Source organism: Streptomyces sp. NPDC046712 (assembly GCF_040645695.1).
Lineage (GTDB): Bacteria > Actinomycetota > Actinomycetes > Streptomycetales > Streptomycetaceae > Streptomyces.
The window spans coordinates 294,213-308,433 of sequence record NZ_JBEYYW010000005.1; the positions used below are offsets into that span (position 1 = coordinate 294,213).

At 70.5% G+C, this 14,221-nt stretch carries 13 protein-coding genes, 1 tRNA gene and 2 pseudogenes; 10 read left to right on the forward strand and 6 right to left on the reverse strand.

Annotated elements, in window-relative coordinates; all coding sequences use genetic code 11:
* Positions 1-114 precede the first annotated feature (114 nt).
* The 5 genes from ABZ939_RS09820 to ABZ939_RS09840 are packed head-to-tail and all read left to right on the forward strand — an operon-like array spanning position 115 to position 3,966.
* Positions 115-1,983, forward strand: a complete 1,869-nt coding sequence (locus tag ABZ939_RS09820; protein ID WP_361851174.1) for an ATP-binding protein — start codon at positions 115-117, stop codon at positions 1,981-1,983.
* A 7-nt stretch (positions 1,984-1,990) separates the two neighbouring features.
* Positions 1,991-2,425, forward strand: coding sequence for a roadblock/LC7 domain-containing protein (locus ABZ939_RS09825; RefSeq protein WP_361851176.1), 435 nt, complete (start codon positions 1,991-1,993; stop codon positions 2,423-2,425).
* 2 nt (positions 2,426-2,427) lie between these two features.
* Positions 2,428-2,799, forward strand: coding sequence for a DUF742 domain-containing protein (locus ABZ939_RS09830; RefSeq protein WP_361851178.1), 372 nt, complete (start codon positions 2,428-2,430; stop codon positions 2,797-2,799).
* Positions 2,777-3,400 (forward strand): ATP/GTP-binding protein, encoded by a 624-nt coding sequence (locus ABZ939_RS09835; protein ID WP_361851180.1) that lies wholly within the window; start codon positions 2,777-2,779, stop codon positions 3,398-3,400. Before ABZ939_RS09830 ends, ABZ939_RS09835 begins: the two co-directional genes overlap by 23 nt.
* Complete coding sequence (locus ABZ939_RS09840; protein ID WP_361851182.1) at positions 3,397-3,966, forward strand: GAF domain-containing protein; 570 nt, start codon at positions 3,397-3,399, stop codon at positions 3,964-3,966. Before ABZ939_RS09835 ends, ABZ939_RS09840 begins: the two co-directional genes overlap by 4 nt.
* Before the next feature lie 79 nt (positions 3,967-4,045).
* On the opposite strand, the gene ABZ939_RS09845 is transcribed toward ABZ939_RS09840, so the two are convergent.
* Complete coding sequence (locus ABZ939_RS09845; RefSeq protein ID WP_361851184.1) at positions 4,046-5,245, reverse strand: acyl-CoA dehydrogenase family protein; 1,200 nt, start codon at positions 5,243-5,245, stop codon at positions 4,046-4,048.
* A gap of 531 nt (positions 5,246-5,776) precedes the next feature.
* On the opposite strand from ABZ939_RS09845, the gene ABZ939_RS09850 reads away from it, so the two are divergent.
* Positions 5,777-6,148 carry an MmcQ/YjbR family DNA-binding protein gene (locus ABZ939_RS09850; RefSeq protein WP_361851186.1) on the forward strand — a complete coding sequence of 124 codons (372 nt, stop codon included), beginning with the start codon at positions 5,777-5,779 and terminating at the stop codon, positions 6,146-6,148.
* A gap of 4 nt (positions 6,149-6,152) precedes the next feature.
* On the opposite strand, the gene ABZ939_RS09855 is transcribed toward ABZ939_RS09850, so the two are convergent.
* Positions 6,153-7,046, reverse strand: a complete 894-nt coding sequence (locus ABZ939_RS09855; protein ID WP_361851188.1) for a transketolase — start codon at positions 7,044-7,046, stop codon at positions 6,153-6,155.
* Between the two features lie 31 nt (positions 7,047-7,077).
* On the reverse strand, positions 7,078-7,764 hold the full coding sequence (locus tag ABZ939_RS09860; protein WP_361851190.1) for a transketolase: 687 nt from the start codon (positions 7,762-7,764) through the stop codon (positions 7,078-7,080).
* 126 nt (positions 7,765-7,890) lie between these two features.
* On the opposite strand from ABZ939_RS09860, the gene ABZ939_RS09865 reads away from it, so the two are divergent.
* Positions 7,891-7,964, forward strand: a tRNA-Pro gene (locus ABZ939_RS09865).
* Here ABZ939_RS09865 and ABZ939_RS09870 read toward each other — a convergent pair.
* Positions 7,930-8,277, reverse strand: a complete 348-nt coding sequence (locus ABZ939_RS09870) for a cyclophilin-like fold protein (protein WP_361851191.1) — start codon at positions 8,275-8,277, stop codon at positions 7,930-7,932. The two genes, ABZ939_RS09865 and ABZ939_RS09870, sit on opposite strands and share 35 nt — an antisense overlap.
* A 316-nt stretch (positions 8,278-8,593) precedes the next feature.
* Positions 8,594-9,471, reverse strand: a pseudogene (locus ABZ939_RS09875) (zinc-binding dehydrogenase).
* 171 nt (positions 9,472-9,642) lie between these two features.
* Here ABZ939_RS09875 and ABZ939_RS09880 point away from each other — a divergent pair.
* Together ABZ939_RS09880 and ABZ939_RS09885 are read left to right on the forward strand one after the other, a co-directional pair.
* Positions 9,643-10,512 (forward strand): annotated as a pseudogene (locus ABZ939_RS09880) (helix-turn-helix transcriptional regulator); the annotation flags it as partial.
* Between the two features lie 103 nt (positions 10,513-10,615).
* Entirely contained in the window at positions 10,616-11,347 is a 732-nt protein-coding gene (locus tag ABZ939_RS09885) for an SDR family NAD(P)-dependent oxidoreductase (RefSeq protein ID WP_361851193.1), read from the forward strand.
* Positions 11,348-11,446: 99 nt separating this feature from the next.
* Here ABZ939_RS09885 and ABZ939_RS09890 read toward each other — a convergent pair whose 3' ends face one another.
* Positions 11,447-12,688, reverse strand: a complete 1,242-nt coding sequence (locus tag ABZ939_RS09890) for an NAD(P)/FAD-dependent oxidoreductase (RefSeq protein WP_361851195.1) — start codon at positions 12,686-12,688, stop codon at positions 11,447-11,449.
* A gap of 251 nt (positions 12,689-12,939) precedes the next feature.
* Here ABZ939_RS09890 and ABZ939_RS09895 point away from each other — a divergent pair, with 251 nt between their 5' ends.
* Positions 12,940-14,136 carry an FAD-dependent oxidoreductase gene (locus ABZ939_RS09895; RefSeq protein ID WP_361851197.1) on the forward strand — a complete coding sequence of 399 codons (1,197 nt, stop codon included), beginning with the start codon at positions 12,940-12,942 and terminating at the stop codon, positions 14,134-14,136.
* Positions 14,137-14,221: the final 85 nt, after the last annotated feature.

The window sequence follows — 14,221 nt, forward strand, 5'->3', positions numbered from 1 at the left end:
CACATGAACGGTTGACGACTACAGTGGGTGGTTGGTGATCATCCGTAGGCTCATCCGACCCACGTCACACACCCCTGCAGTACGCCGAATCCTGGGCACGTACCAAGGACACTCATGTCTCAACTTCGCGCACCCGCCGCGCGGTCCGAACGCCGTGAGGGCGGGCGGCACGGCCGGTCAGGCGCCCGTTCCGCTCCCGGTGCGGGGACTCCCAACCCCGCGCAGAATCCCGCGCCGCTCCCGCCGGAAGCCCGCATACGCCCCCAACTCCTGCGTACCTCCGTGCTTCCGGCCGTCGCCGTGGCACTCGGCGGCGCGGCCGCCGTCATCTTCACCATCCGCTCCACCGGAGCCGGTCCGACCCCCGGCCTCTGGGCCGCGCTCACGGGCGCCGCGGCCCTCACGGTCGCCTCCGTGACCGCGGCCGCGCTCGGTGCCGACCGGGCGGCCAAGTCCGTCCTCGACCGCTGCAACACCCTGCGCCGCTCCAGCGCCCGCAGTCAGAGCGAATTACGCGCGGTCGTCGAGCAGCTGCGCCGCGGCGAAGGCCCCCCGGCCCGCCCGGCCACCCCGCCGCCCGCGACCTCCGGCGACGAGTTCGACCTGCTCGCACAGGAGTTGACCCGCTCCCACGAGGCCGCCGTGGCCGCCGTCGTCCAGGCCTCCAGGCTCTCCAGCAGCGTCGGCAACGAGCAGAAGGTCGAGGTCTTCGTCAACCTCGCCCGCCGCCTCCAGTCCCTCGTCCACCGCGAGATCCAGCTCCTGGACGAGCTGGAGAACGAGGTCGAGGACCCCGAGCTGCTCAAGGGCCTGTTCCACGTCGACCACCTGGCCACCCGCATCCGCCGCCACGCCGAGAACCTCGCCGTGCTCGGCGGCGCCATCTCCCGCCGCCAGTGGTCGAATCCGGTCACCATGACCGAAGTGCTGCGCTCCTCCATCGCCGAGGTCGAGCAGTACCCGCGCGTGAAGCTCGTCCCGCCGATCGACGGCACGCTGCGGGGCCATGCGGTGGCCGACGTCATCCACCTGCTCGCGGAACTGGTCGAGAACGCGACGCTGTTCTCCGCCCCGCACACCACGGTGCTGCTGCGCGCCCAGTACGTCACGGCCGGCCTCGCCATCGAGGTCGAGGACCGCGGTCTGGGCATGCCGGTCACCGAGCAGAACAAGATGAACGCCCTGCTCGCGGACCCCGACCAGGTCAACGTCGCCCACCTGCTCCAGGACGGCCGCATCGGGCTCTTCGTGGTCTCCGCGCTCGCCAGGCGCCACGGCATCGCGGTACGCCTCCAGTCGAACATCTACGGCGGTGTCCAGGCCGTCCTCGTGCTGCCGCAGGGCCTCCTCGGCGCCGACCCCGAGGGGCTCGCGCGGAACGAGGGCCGGCCGGGAGCGGCGGGCGCGGGCCATCCGCCCCAGGCGCCGCAGATGCCTCGACCGGCGGCAGCCCCGGCGGTCCACGCGGCCCCCGCAGCACCGGCACCGGCCGGGATGCCCGCACCGGCACCCGTACACCCGCAGGCGCCCGCGCCCGTCCACGCCTCCGCGCACACCCCCGTACGTACGCCCGCGCATGCGCCGGAGCCCGCGGCCGAACCCCCACACCGGCCCCTCACGTACACCACCTCCGCACCGGCCCTCCCGCTCCAGCAGCCGAACGCGGGCGTGCCCTCCCCGGCCGCCCCCGCGCACGACGGAGCCCCCCTCCCCGTGCGCGGAGATCGCGCCGAGCGTGCCAACCCCGGCACGATCACCCCGGCCCCGCGAGCGGAAGCGCCCGGCCGACCCCTCCTCCCCAAGCGGCGCGCGCAGGAGCACATCGTCCCGCAGCTGCGTGACGAGCCCGTGGCCCGCAAGCCCGAGGAGCACGCCCTGCACGATCCGGGTCTGATGGCCGCATTCCAGCGGGGCATCGGACTCGCCGAATCCCAGCCCCCCGCCCATGAACCGCCGCGTCCCGGCGACGCGCACAAGGAGTAGATGCACCATGGCGAGCAATGCGCCGAACGGCCATTCCTCGGATCTCGACTGGCTGCTGAGCGGTCTGGTCCAGCGGGTCCCGTACACCCGCAGCGCGGTACTGCTCTCCTCCGACGGCCTGGTCAAGTCGGTCCACGGCCTCGACATCGACGCCGCCGACCACATGGCCGCGCTGGCCTCCGGGCTGTACTCGCTCGGCCGCAGCGCCGGTGCGCGGTTCGGCGACGGCGGCGAGGTCCGGCAGGTGGTCGTCGAACTCGATTCCACCCTGCTGTTCGTCTCCACCGCCGGCTCCGGCACCTGCCTGGCGGTTCTCGCCGGACGCGAGGCGGACGCCGCGGTCCTGGGATACGAGATGGCGATGCTGGTCAAGAGCGTACGTCCGTATCTGGTCACGCCCGCCAGGCAGGCCGCGGGCGCGGCGCGCAGCGCGGGGCAGTAGCCGTGACGTTCTCCCAGGAGGGGCCCTGGCTCGATGACGCGGCGGGCCGGCTGATCCGCCCGTACACCGTGATCGGCGGCCGGACCCAGCCCACCACCGCGCTGGACCTCCTCTCCATGGTGATAGCGACGGGAGCCACACCGCAGGCACACATGGGTCCCGAGCACAGTCTGGCCCTCGGGCTGTGCGACGGACCCATCTCGGTGGCGGAGATCGCGGCGCACTTACGGCTCCCGGCGGTCGTCACCAAGGTTCTGCTCTCCGACCTCGTGGACTGCGGTGCGCTGACCGCACGGGCGCCCCGCTTCCACGCCAACCCAACCGACCGTTCCTTGCTGGAGGCAGTGCTCGATGGCCTACGACAACGGCTTTGAGCCCCACGAGAACCTCGCGACCGACCCGTTCCCCACCGCGCTCAAGATCCTGGTGGCGGGCGGCTTCGGCGTGGGCAAGACCACCTTCGTGGGCGCGGTCAGCGAGATCGAACCGCTGAGCACCGAAGAGCTGCTGACGCAGGTCAGCGCGGCCACCGACAGCCTGGAGGGCGTGGAGTCCAAGACCACGACCACGGTCGCGATGGACTTCGGGCGCATCACGTTGGACGACAGGAACGTGCTGTACCTCTTCGGGACCCCGGGCCAGGAGCGCTTCTGGTTCATGTGGGACGAGCTGTCCGAGGGCGCGCTCGGAGCGGTCGTCCTCGCCGACACCCGGCGCTTGCAGGACTGCTTCTCCGCCGTCGACTTCTTCGAACGGCGCGGGATCGGATTCGTCGTGGCGGTCAACGAGTTCGACGGCGCGTACCGCTACGAGCCGGACGAGGTGCGTGCCGCGCTCGACCTTAAGCCCGAAGTGCCGGTCGTGCTCTGCGACGCGCGGATCTCCAGCGCCGGCATCCGGACGCTGTTCACCCTCGTCAAGCATCTGCTCACCACCATCCCGGCCGCCGTGCCGAGCTACGGAGCACCGACATGACCTACGACCCGACCGGGCATCTGCTGCTGACCCCTGTCGACCAGGAGGCGCCCGCCCGCGTACGACGGCTGCGCGAACTGGGCCTGGGGGAGCGGCCGGAGCCGGCGTTCGACGAGTTCGCCACCCGGCTCGCGCAGGTGACCGGCGCCCCGTTCTCGATGGTCAACTTCATCGACGAGAACCGGCAGTTCTTCGCCGGCCTGCACACCCCGACGGGCACCCACACGGGCAGCGACCTTGGCGCGGCGGCCGCGGGCGGGAACGTCGGCCGGTACATGGCCCGTGACCACGGCTACTGCCCGCACGTGGTCGTGCGGCGCAAGGCGCTGGTCCTGGAGGACGTCTGCGACTACCCGCGCTTCGCGGGGAACCCGGTGGTGGACGAGATCGGCATCCGCTCCTACATGGGCGCGCCGCTGATCGACCGTACGGGCATGGCGCTGGGCACGATCTGCGTGGTCGACACCGATGTGCGGCCGTGGGGCCGGGCCGGTCTGGAGACGATCAAGACGCTCGCGGCGGAGCTGGTGGAGCAGATCCATCGCCGTGAGGACGGGTTGATCTGACCCGTTCAGGTGGACGGGTGGCGCCCCGGGGCGGCTTCATGCCGCGCCGGGGCGCTGCGGCGTCTGTGCTCTCGTGTGGTCACGCGTGTACGGGCTCCAGCTTGAGCAGGTCCGCGAGCTTCTCGGACCAACTGCCCTTGTCCTGGCCGAGAGCGACCTCGGCAAGACGCAGCAGCTGGATGTCGGAGGTGCCGGCGGGGGCGAAGATGTGGTGCGCGTCGCGGAGGTAGCGCTCGATCGGACGGTTGGTGAAGAGACCGGCGGCCGCGTGGATCTCCATGGCGTTGCGACCGGAGTCGATCGCCGACTCCACGTTGACCAGCTTGGCGTTCATCAGCTCGGCGTCGCAGGACAGGCCCTGGTCGAGCAGATGAACCGCGTGGTATGCCGCGAGCCGTGCCGTCATCAGCCGGGACTGCATCTGTCCCAACTTCAGCTTGACCGTGGGGAGTTCGTGGAGCGGCTTGCCGTAGCGGTGGCGCTCCTCGCAGAACCGGGTGGTCTCCTCCAGGATCGCCTGGTGGATGCCGAGCGAGACGGCGGTGAGGTTGGCCCGGCCGTACAGCACGCTGGAGGAGTACGCGACGGACAGGCCCTCGCCCTCGTCGCCGAGCCGGTTGGAGGCCGGGACCCGGCAGTTCTCGAAGATGAGCTCGCCGAAGCTGAAGCCGTGCAGTCCCATGGCCGGCTGCTGGGGGCCGAGCCGGAATCCCGGGCGATCGGACTCGACCAGGAAGGCCGTGAGGCCCTTCGAGCCGGGGCCGGTCCGCACGACCACACCGTGCAGATCGCCCACGTGGCTGTTGCCGACGAAGACCTTGCGGCCGTTGAGGATGTAGTCGTCGCCGTCGCGGACGGCGCTCGCGGTCATGCCGAGGACGTGACCGCCCGATTCGGGCTCGGTGACCGCGATGGTCGGCAGGCACTCACCCGTGGCGATGGCGGGGAGCCAGGTCTTGCGCTGGTCGTCGCTGCCGAAGTGGAGGATCTTGGCGGTGCCGAGCTGGGAGGCCTGAACCATGGCGCCCATCGCGCCGCTGACCCGGGAAAGCTCCTCGATGATGACGGTTTTGGCCAGGTGCCCGGCGCCCATTCCGCCGTATTCCTGACCGATGGTGGCGCCCAGCCAGCCCTGCTCGCAGATCAGCCGCGACAATTCGTGGTGCACCGACCGGGACGCTTCCATCTCGGCTATCCGCGGTCGGACCTCACTCTCCGCGAAGTCCCGGACCGTTCCCCTGAGCTGATGATGAAGTCGACTGCTGAAGTAGCCGTCCATACGAGTCCCTCCTCCGCGAAACGCCTGCTCGCTCGGTTGTTCGAGCAGGTGGTGCATCGGCAGTGGCCCCGTCCCGAACAGGCCGACACTCCATGGTGTTGATCTTTCTCGGGCGGATCAATATCACTACGGAATTTGTCTGAAACCGGAGTTGTTGACGATTGAATCTGTCTGTGTTTCGTGCGGACTTGGCCTGTTCGGGCGGGTCCTCGGCGGATTCCCCGTGGGCATCTTTCTGCCACATGCCAACGGCAAACGATTGGTGGGCATATGGCATCGAGGGGTGCCTGGTCGCCTCAATAACCACCTCCTCACCACGGGGGCGGAATGTCGGAACAATCGCCGAGCCCGGGCGGAACCGGAACCTCCGAGGTCGGGCGCACGCGAGGCGTGGGCCGGGGAACGGTGTCCGGAGGGGCGGAGGTGCATGGGGGCGCGTCACGGGGAGTGACCGGCGCACGCTCCGGCGCGTGCGCCCCGAAGAGCGCCGGCAGGGAGGTCGGTGTCGGTGGCGGGCCGTACGGTCGAGGCATGGCCACTGCCGACGACGTACGCAGAATCGCGCTCTCACTGCCCGGGGCGGTCGAGAAGCTCGCCTGGGGCATGCCCACCTTCCGCGCGGGCCCGGGCGGAAAGATCTTCGCCTCGCTGGACGACGACGAACAGGCGATAGGGGTGAAATGCCCCAAGGAGGAGCGCGAGGAACTCATCGCCTCCGAGCCCGCCAAGTTCTTCATGCGGGAGGGGCACGACGACGGCTACGCCTGGGTGCGAGTCCGGATCGGCGCCCTCGACGACGAGGAGGAGCTCCGCGTCATCCTCGCCGACTCATGGCGCCAAGTGGCTCCGCGCAGGCTCCTGGAGCAGTACCCGGAGGTAGGGGCCCCGCCCGAGGAGGGCTGACGTCCTACCGCCCGAGGAAGCTCGTGACGCGCTCCCGCAGTCCGGCCGGGTCGAGCCCGTGGCCGGCCAGGTGCTCGTCGATGCTTCCGTACTTGCGCAGCTCCCGGCGGGAGACCCCGAGGCCGAGGACGCGGTGGGGGAGCGCGGCGAGGGCGTCGTTGGCCGCCGCCGTCGACGTACCGGCGAGGTAGGGCTCGACCAGGACGACGTCCGGGCGGGCCGCGGCGGCCGCCCGGCGCAGGGCCGCGGCGTCGAAGGGGCGGATCGTGCTCGCGTACAGGACGGTCACGTCGAGGCCCTCGGTGGCGGCCAGGACGTTGTCCAGCATGGGCCCGACCGCGAGGACGACCCCGCCCCGCCCTTCGCGGACGGTACTGAAGCCGGGCGAAACGGGGAGCGGCGAGACGTTGGACTGGAGCGAGAGCCGGACGTAGACGAGATCGCCCCCCGCGACCGCCTGCCGCAGCAGCGTCTCCGCCTCCTCCGGGTGCCCCGGAACGTGCACCGTCCAGCCGTCGAGCGTGTCGAGCAGGGCCACGTCGCCGGGCGACATGTGAGTGAAACCGCCGGCAGGCCAGTCGTACGAAGCCCCGGCGCTCACCAGGACACCGCTCACCCCCTGATGCCCGAAGTCGAGCTTGAGCTGTTCGAAGGGGCGCTCGACCAGGAAGCTCGCGAAGGTGTGCATGACCGGCCGCAGCCCCGTCAGCGCCAGCCCGCCACCCGCACCGATCAGCAGCTGCTCCCGGATGCCGACATTGATCACTCGGTCCGGGTGGCGCCGCTCGGCCTGCTGGAAGCCGTCCTTGCTGATCTCGGCGAGGACGAGCGCGAGGCGGGGGTCCTCGTCGAGCAGGCGACTGGTGGTCGAGATGAAGCGGTCACGCATGGTGTCCATCGCAGGGCACTCCTTATGGGGGTGGGGCTGATCAGGCGTTCTTGGGCTCGACGCGGGCGACGACGGCGCGTGGCCGGCCCGGGTGCGGGGCGGTGAAGGCGGCGTACAGCGCCTCGTGATCACGTCCGTCGACGGTCTCGGCGGACCATCCGGCGGCCTCGAAGCGCGAGGCGATCCCGCCGGGCCAGCCGTAGGTCGCGGAGCTGTTGTCGATCACCAGCGTGTGCAGCTGCTCGAGACCGGCGGGGCCCGCGTAGGCGATGGCCTCGTGATTGCTGCCCTCGTCCAGCTCGGCGTCCCCGATCAGCACCCACACCCGCGGCTCGGCGAGCCCCTGCGCGCGCAGCCCGAGCGCGCTCCCCACGGCCAGCGGCAGCCCGTGCCCCAGGGACCCGCTGCCGATCTCGGCGCCCGGCACGAGCGTCCGGTCGGGGTGGTGTCCGAGCGGTGAGTCGTACGACCCGAAGCCGGTCAGCAGCTCCTCGGGGAAGAAGCCCTTGGCGGCGAGGACGGCGTAGTACGCCATCGGCCCGTGCCCCTTCGAGAGCAGGAACCGGTCGCGCCCCGGGTCCGCGACGGTCTCGGGCGAGACGCGCAGCACCTGGTCGTAGAGGACCCAGAGGGCGTCGAGCGTGGAGGTGGCGGCGGGGGAGTGCTTCTCGTCGCCGGTCATCAGCGCCATGAGGCCATGGAGCCTGTCGATGTCCGTGTTCGTCATGCCACCCACCGTGCAACCTCAAGCGAGGTCGAGGTCAAGCCGGAAAGCGGTTCGTGACCACCCGGGGAAGTGCGGTATTGTTCTCATGCGCGTTCGGCCGGGGGAAACCCCAGGTCAGACGGGCACCGGGACGTGGCGCAGCTTGGTAGCGCACTTGACTGGGGGTCAAGGGGTCGCAGGTTCAAATCCTGTCGTCCCGACTGTGCGGAAACGCAGGTCGGAGGCCGTTCTCTCATCCATGAGAGGGCGGCCTTTCGTGCGTTCGGGGGTGTGGTGGTCGCAGGGCCGGACTGGGCCGGTTCGCCTGGGCGTTGAAGGCGGGCGATTCCCGGGAGCCGGGTTGCCGGCCCGAGCCGGCTGGTGATTGCGCGGCAGGTAGGCGATTCGCTCCGTCCTGTGGAAGTCCTCCAGGTCCAGGGTGAGCGGGAGTAGCTCGGCGAAGTCGCGAGCGGCAGGGCTGTCGTTCAAGGTGGCGCCGACGGGTCGGCCGTCGATGGTGACCCGGATGTTCATGGCGGTGTTCCTGCCGGAGTCGGGGTGTGTGGTGGGTGCCGGTGTCTGCTGCCGTCCTGAGGATGGCGAGGAGGGAGGCGCGGATGCGGGAGGGGGTTCCGCCGAGTCGTTGCCGCAGGCGGTCACGGCCAGCAGTAGAGCGGCTGCCGGGGCGGCGCGGACCAGGCCACGGCGGAATCGGCGGGCGGTGGCCGGCCCCAGGCCGGGTCCGGAGCCGACGAGAGCGAACGTGGTCACGCTGAGTCCTTCGCGAGGGAGCGCGGGCAAGACGGAGCCGGATGGCAGGGACGCCCGGCTCGGTGGGGGAGCGGGGCGGTCAGGGCGTGAGGAGGGCCTTGATGGCGCGGCGCTCGTCCATGGCCCGGTAGCCCTCGGCGACCTGCTCCAGGGGCAGGGCGAGGTCGAACACCTTGCCCGGGTTGATCCGGCCGGAGAGGACCCGGTCGATGAGGTCGGGCAGGTAGGCGCGTACCGGGGCGGGGCCGCCGCGCAGGCCGACGTGGGAGTAGAACAGTTCCTCGCCGTCGATCGCCACCTCGTGCGGGACGCCGACGAAGCCGACGTTGCCGCCCGGCCGGGCCGCGTGCAGAGCCTGCCGCATCGCCTGGGCGGTGCCGACGCACTCCAGCACCGAGTCCGCGCCGATGCCGTTCGTCAGCTCCTTCACGCGCTCGATGCCTTCGGTGCCGCGCTCGGTGACGATGTCGGTGGCACCGAACTCCAAGGCGAGCTTCTGCCGGCTCTCGTGCCGGCTCATGGCGATGATCCTCTCGGCGCCGAGCTCCTTGGCGGCGATGACACCGCACAGGCCGACCGCGCCGTCGCCGACGACCACGGCTGTGGAGCCGGCCGTGACCTCGGCGGCGAGGGCGGCGTACCAGCCGGTGCCCATGACGTCGGAGAGGGCGAGCAGGCTCGGCACGAGTGCGCCGTCCGGGTGCTCGTCCGTGGCGACGAGGGTGCCGTGGGCGTTCGGGATGCGGACGTACTCGGCCTGGCAGGTGCTCATGAACTCGCGGTGCAGGCAGTTGGACGGGTAGCCGTGGTCTCCAGGCCGCGATAGGGCCACAGGTCCGAGCCACATACACAGGTGGCGACCGTGCGGATGACGGCGTCGGTGGCGTGGAGGATCTGCGGATCCTCCAGGTCCTCGACGCGCACATCGCCTGGGGCGTGGATGACTGCTCCGCGCATGGGTGGGTCTCCTTCACTGCGAGGGTCCGGAAAGCCACAGGCAGGGGGATCGCAGCGGCTCGAGATCGAGCCTCACACGGGCAGACGGGTGCGAAAAGCGGAGAAAAGCATCCAGGGAGGGGAACATCCTGGGAGTAAACCCTCCCCCCTTCTTCAGGCGCGATCGGTGCCATGCTGGGCTGCATGACCGGCAACGTCCCCCTCAACGAGCTGGGAGAATTCCTCAAGAAGCGCCGCTCGGAGCTGAGCCCCCGCACGGTCGGGCTCCCCGAGACCGGCAGGCCACGCCGAGTGGCCGGGCTGCGCCGCGAGGAGGTCGCCCAGCTCGCCAGCATCAGCACCGACTACTACACCCGGCTCGAACAGGGCCGTATGCAGGCGTCCGCACCCGTCCTGGACGTCCTCGCCCGGGTACTGCATCTGGACGACGACGAGCGCGGCTATCTCTTCCAGCTCGCCGGCAAGACCAGTACCCGCACCCGGCGCCGCGGCCGCCAGAAGGTTCAGCCGCAGCTTCAGCGCCTCCTGGACGACCTGAGCGCCACACCGGCCATCGTGCAGGGCCGGCGCGGGGACGTCCTGGCCTGGAACGCGCCGGCGGCAGCGCTCGTCCTCGACTTCTCCCGGCTCCCGGAGAAGCACCGCAACTACCCCCGGATCATCTTCACCGAACCCGCCATGCGGACCCTGTACGCCGACTGGGAAGGGTCCGCCCACACCGCCGTGGCCCAACTGCGCATGGAAGCGGCGCGGTACCCCGACGATCCCCGCCTGATCGAGCTGGTCGGCGAACTGTCCACACGCGACAAGCAGTTCGCCCAGTGGTGGGGCGACCACCGCGTCGCGGCCCGGACCGTCGGCACGAAGACCCTCAACCATCCTGTCGTGGGCGAGCTGATCCCCGACTGGGACACCCTCACCGCCAGCACCGACCCCGACCAGCACCTCACCGTCTGGACTGCCGCGCCCGGCTCCCCCACCCATGAGCGGCTGCGCATCCTCGCCTCGTGGGCCGCCGACCGGAACGTGTCGGCCTCGCCGTCACACCTGACGACGTCGGTCCTCCACGTCGGTCTTTCCCCGCCGCACTCGGCTGCGGCCGCCTGCCGCAGCACGTACGGCGCATACACACGGAAGAGAAGACATGGCACGCATCTTCATCACCGGCTCCGCCGACGGTCTCGGCCGAGCCGCCGCACGAACCCTGATGAACGCCGGCCATGACGTCGTCGTCCACGTCCGCAGCGACCTCCGGCTCACCGCTGTCCGCGACCTCGTCGGCCGCGGCGCCTCGGCAGTCGTCGGAGACCTGTCCGACCTGGGCGAGACGTCAAGGGTCGCCGAGCAGGTGAACCGGCTCGGTCCGATGGATGCCGTGATCCACAACGCCGGTGTCTACCGCGGCCCGCGCATCATGCCCGTCAATGTCGTAGCCCCCTATCTGCTCACGGCACTCGTCGAGCGCCCGCAGCGGCTGGTGTACCTGAGCAGCGGCATGCACAGGGGCGGGAGGGCGGAGCTGGCCCACGTCGACTGGAGCGGCCGTCGCGCGACCGGCTCGTACTCGGACAGCAAGCTGTTCGTGACGACCCTCGCCGTCGCTGTCGCCCGGATCTGGCCGAACGTGATCAGCAATGCCGTCGATCCCGGCTGGGTTCCCACCAGAATGGGAGGACCTGGCGCGCCCGACGACCTGCGACTTGGCCACCTCACCCAGGAATGGCTTGCCACCAGTGACGACCCGCGTGCGCGCACGAGCGGCGGGTACTGGTATCACCAGCGGCTCCAGGATCCCCACAACGCCGTGCACGACATCGACTTCCAGAACGAGTTGCTGGCCGAGCTCGCGGACCATACGGGCACAGCTGTCGTCTGACTGCCACCACTTCCGTTGCTGGCCAGGCGGGAACGGCCGAAGCCGTTCCCGCCGGCCGCCACTGACTTCTCCCTGCCTGGCCACGCACCGGTCATGGGATCAGGCCGCGTCGGGTGCCTGGTGGCTCATCCGTTCCTGCATGTGGCCGAAGAACTCCTCGGGTGGGGTCACTCCCGCCGTGACTCTGACGAACTCATCGGATGCCGAGGGGCTTTGGGACACGGCGAGGAGCAGTTCCCGCATCTCAGGGGGCGGCGGCTCCATCGTCGCGAACTCGGCTGTGAACTCGTACATGCTGGTGACCTGGGCGTCCCTTGCCTCCTGGGAAGCCCGCATCGCTTCGTCGAAGGACCGGCGGCCGGCGAGTACGTCGTCGAGTGCGTGGGAGCACCGCTCGGCGTCGCTGAAGGCGTCCTGGATGCCCTGGGCGGTGATGGGGTCCTTCAGGTATCCGGCGTCGCCGACCAGGACCCAGCCGGGGCCGTAGGGTCTGCGGAAGTAATTGGGGATGGCCGTCCCGACGAAGCGTTCGGCCCGCGTGGCCCGCGCGATCCGCTCCGCGAAGGCCGGCGCACGGGCCAGCGTGGCGTGGTAATTGCCTTCGATGTCGCTGCGGTTGGCTTCGAAGTCACGCATGGGCCAGCCGCTGACGACCATCGCCAGGTCCTCGTTGGTGGGCCACGCGGCGAAAGCGCAGTCGCCGCGGTCGTACGCCTCGTACGTTCCGTGCATGGGAAGTCCGGCCCAGTACGTGTAGTAGTAGGCGTTGATCTTCGGTTTCTCCGCGTAGCCGGAGGCGCCGGTCGCCCTGGCGACGGACGAGTGAAGTCCGTCCGCGCCCACGGTGATTCGGGCGTGGTCGACGGCGGGACCGCCCTCCTTGCTGTGGCCCTTGATCCCGGTCACCACGGGCCCGTCGAAGAGGAGCTCCTCGACGGTGAATCCCTCGCGTACCTCGACACCGGCTTCCGTGGCGGCGTCGACGAGGATCTTGTCCAGGACCGTGCGGCGCGGCGCGTACGAGACGTCGAAGCCCTCTCCGGCCGGGGACCCGGCGATGGTGATCGGTCCGAGGTCGAACATGTAGGTGTCGATGGGCGGACACCCGGTCGCCACGACCCGCTCCAGCAGTCCCCACCGGTCCAGCGCGGCCAGTCCGGGCGGATGGATCAGATGAGTGGAGATCGTGTCGCTCGGGAATGTCGCCCGGTCGACCAGGAGAACCCGGTGACCGAGACGAGCCAGAAGCATCGCGGTCGGTGCGCCTGCGCAGCGTGCGCCGACGACGATCACGTCGTGGTGGTGGTTTCCGTCCCCGGCCGAGCCGGCCGTGCCGCTCATTGATCTCACCTGCCGATCGGACCCATCGCCCGAGGGCGGTGGCCGGACGAACCGAACGTCCCTGCCATCGCCGCTGCGCGGTGCGTGTCCCTTTCCACGCTAGAACATCTTTCCGATCCGGTCTCGGCAGGGCGCCGGACCGGCTCGATCACGGGACGACAGCTCCCTTGAGTGACCTGCGTCACTTCCTGTCACAACCATCGGTAGCGCGGTGTCTTGAGGGTCGAACACCGGGAGACGGAGGAGACACCATGAACGAGAACATCGAGGTGGTCGTGATCGGCGGTGGATACGCCGGTGTCATGGCGGCCAACCGTCTGACGCAGCGCGACGACGTGACCGTGACCGTGATCAACCCGCGGCGGACCTTCGTCCCGCGGCTCCGTCTGCACCAGCTGGCGGGCGGGACCCACGATGCCACCGTCGCGTACCCGGAGGTCCTGGCCGAGGGGGTCCGGCTGGTGGCCGACACCGTGACCCGTATCGATGCGCCCGGTCGCAGCGTGACACTGGCGAGCGGCGGGACGGTCGGCTACGACTACCTGATCTACGCGGCGGGCAGCGGCAGCGCCGAACCGAGCGTTCCCGGGGCGTCCGAGTTCGCTCGTCCGATCGCCACCCTGGAGGCCGCGCAGCAGCTGCGATCGGCGCTCGAAGCCGCGCCCGCGGCGGCCCCTGTCGTCGTGGTCGGAGGGGGCCCGACCGGCATCGAGACCGCTGCGGAACTGGCGGAGCAGGGCCGTCGGGTGACCCTGGTCTGCGGAGGTGTGCTGGGCCCCTATCTGCACCCGCGGGCCCGGCGTACGGCTGCCCGTCGGCTCGCCCGGCTCGGGGTGACCGTGCTCGACGGCCCCGACACGAAGGTCACGGCGGTGGCACGTCGTGCCGTGCGCCTCGGCGACGGCCGCGAACTGCCGAGTGAGGTCACCGTCTGGACCGTCGGCTTCGGGGTGCCGGACCTGGCCGCGCGCAGCGGGCTGACCGTCGACGCCGTCGGCCGTCTGATCACGGACGAGACGCTGACGAGCGTGGACGACGAGCGCATTCTCGCGGCCGGTGACTCGGCGGCACCCTCGGATCTGCCGTTCCGGATGAGCGCCTACGGTGCCGGCTGTCTGGGCGCGCACGCCGCCGACACGATCCTCGCCCGCATCGCGGGTGAGCCGCCCGCGCCGATCGATCTGTCCTTCCCCGCCATGTGCGTCAGCCTGGGCCGCCGCGCCGCCGTGTTCCAGCTCGCGCGCAAGGACGACACCGCGAGGCGGCTCTACGTCGGTGGCCGCGCCGGCGCGAAACTCAAGGAGATCTCCTGCCAGTTCAGCGTCAAGCACTTGGTGGCGGAGGCGCGCAGGCCCGGCTCGCACAGCTGGCCCAAGGGCGACCACCGCAAGCAGGTGTTGCAGGCCGAGCGCGGCGGAGCGCCGTCCACCGTCGCACGGGCCTCTTGAGCTGCGTAGGCATGAGCATGATCATGAGGCGGAGGGGGAGCGGCACACGCCCGCATCACCGGCCTCTGCTGCGTCCGTAACCCGA

What these genes read in the sequence shown, in the direction of transcription:
- ABZ939_RS09820 (WP_361851174.1), top strand. Translation starts at nt 115, where the DNA reads ATGTCTCAACTTCGCGCACCCGCCGCGCGGTCCGAACGCCGTGAGGGC.
- ABZ939_RS09825 (WP_361851176.1), top strand. Translation starts at nt 1,991, where the DNA reads ATGGCGAGCAATGCGCCGAACGGCCATTCCTCGGATCTCGACTGGCTG.
- ABZ939_RS09835 (WP_361851180.1), top strand. Translation starts at nt 2,777, where the DNA reads ATGGCCTACGACAACGGCTTTGAGCCCCACGAGAACCTCGCGACCGAC.
- ABZ939_RS09840 (WP_361851182.1), top strand. Translation starts at nt 3,397, where the DNA reads ATGACCTACGACCCGACCGGGCATCTGCTGCTGACCCCTGTCGACCAG.
- ABZ939_RS09845 (WP_361851184.1), bottom strand. Translation starts at nt 5,245, where the DNA reads ATGGACGGCTACTTCAGCAGTCGACTTCATCATCAGCTCAGGGGAACG.
- ABZ939_RS09850 (WP_361851186.1), top strand. Translation starts at nt 5,777, where the DNA reads ATGGCCACTGCCGACGACGTACGCAGAATCGCGCTCTCACTGCCCGGG.
- ABZ939_RS09855 (WP_361851188.1), bottom strand. Translation starts at nt 7,046, where the DNA reads ATGGACACCATGCGTGACCGCTTCATCTCGACCACCAGTCGCCTGCTC.
- ABZ939_RS09860 (WP_361851190.1), bottom strand. Translation starts at nt 7,764, where the DNA reads ATGACGAACACGGACATCGACAGGCTCCATGGCCTCATGGCGCTGATG.
- ABZ939_RS09870 (WP_361851191.1), bottom strand. Translation starts at nt 8,277, where the DNA reads ATGAACATCCGGGTCACCATCGACGGCCGACCCGTCGGCGCCACCTTG.
- ABZ939_RS09885 (WP_361851193.1), top strand. Translation starts at nt 10,616, where the DNA reads ATGGCACGCATCTTCATCACCGGCTCCGCCGACGGTCTCGGCCGAGCC.
- ABZ939_RS09890 (WP_361851195.1), bottom strand. Translation starts at nt 12,688, where the DNA reads ATGAGCGGCACGGCCGGCTCGGCCGGGGACGGAAACCACCACCACGAC.
- ABZ939_RS09895 (WP_361851197.1), top strand. Translation starts at nt 12,940, where the DNA reads ATGAACGAGAACATCGAGGTGGTCGTGATCGGCGGTGGATACGCCGGT.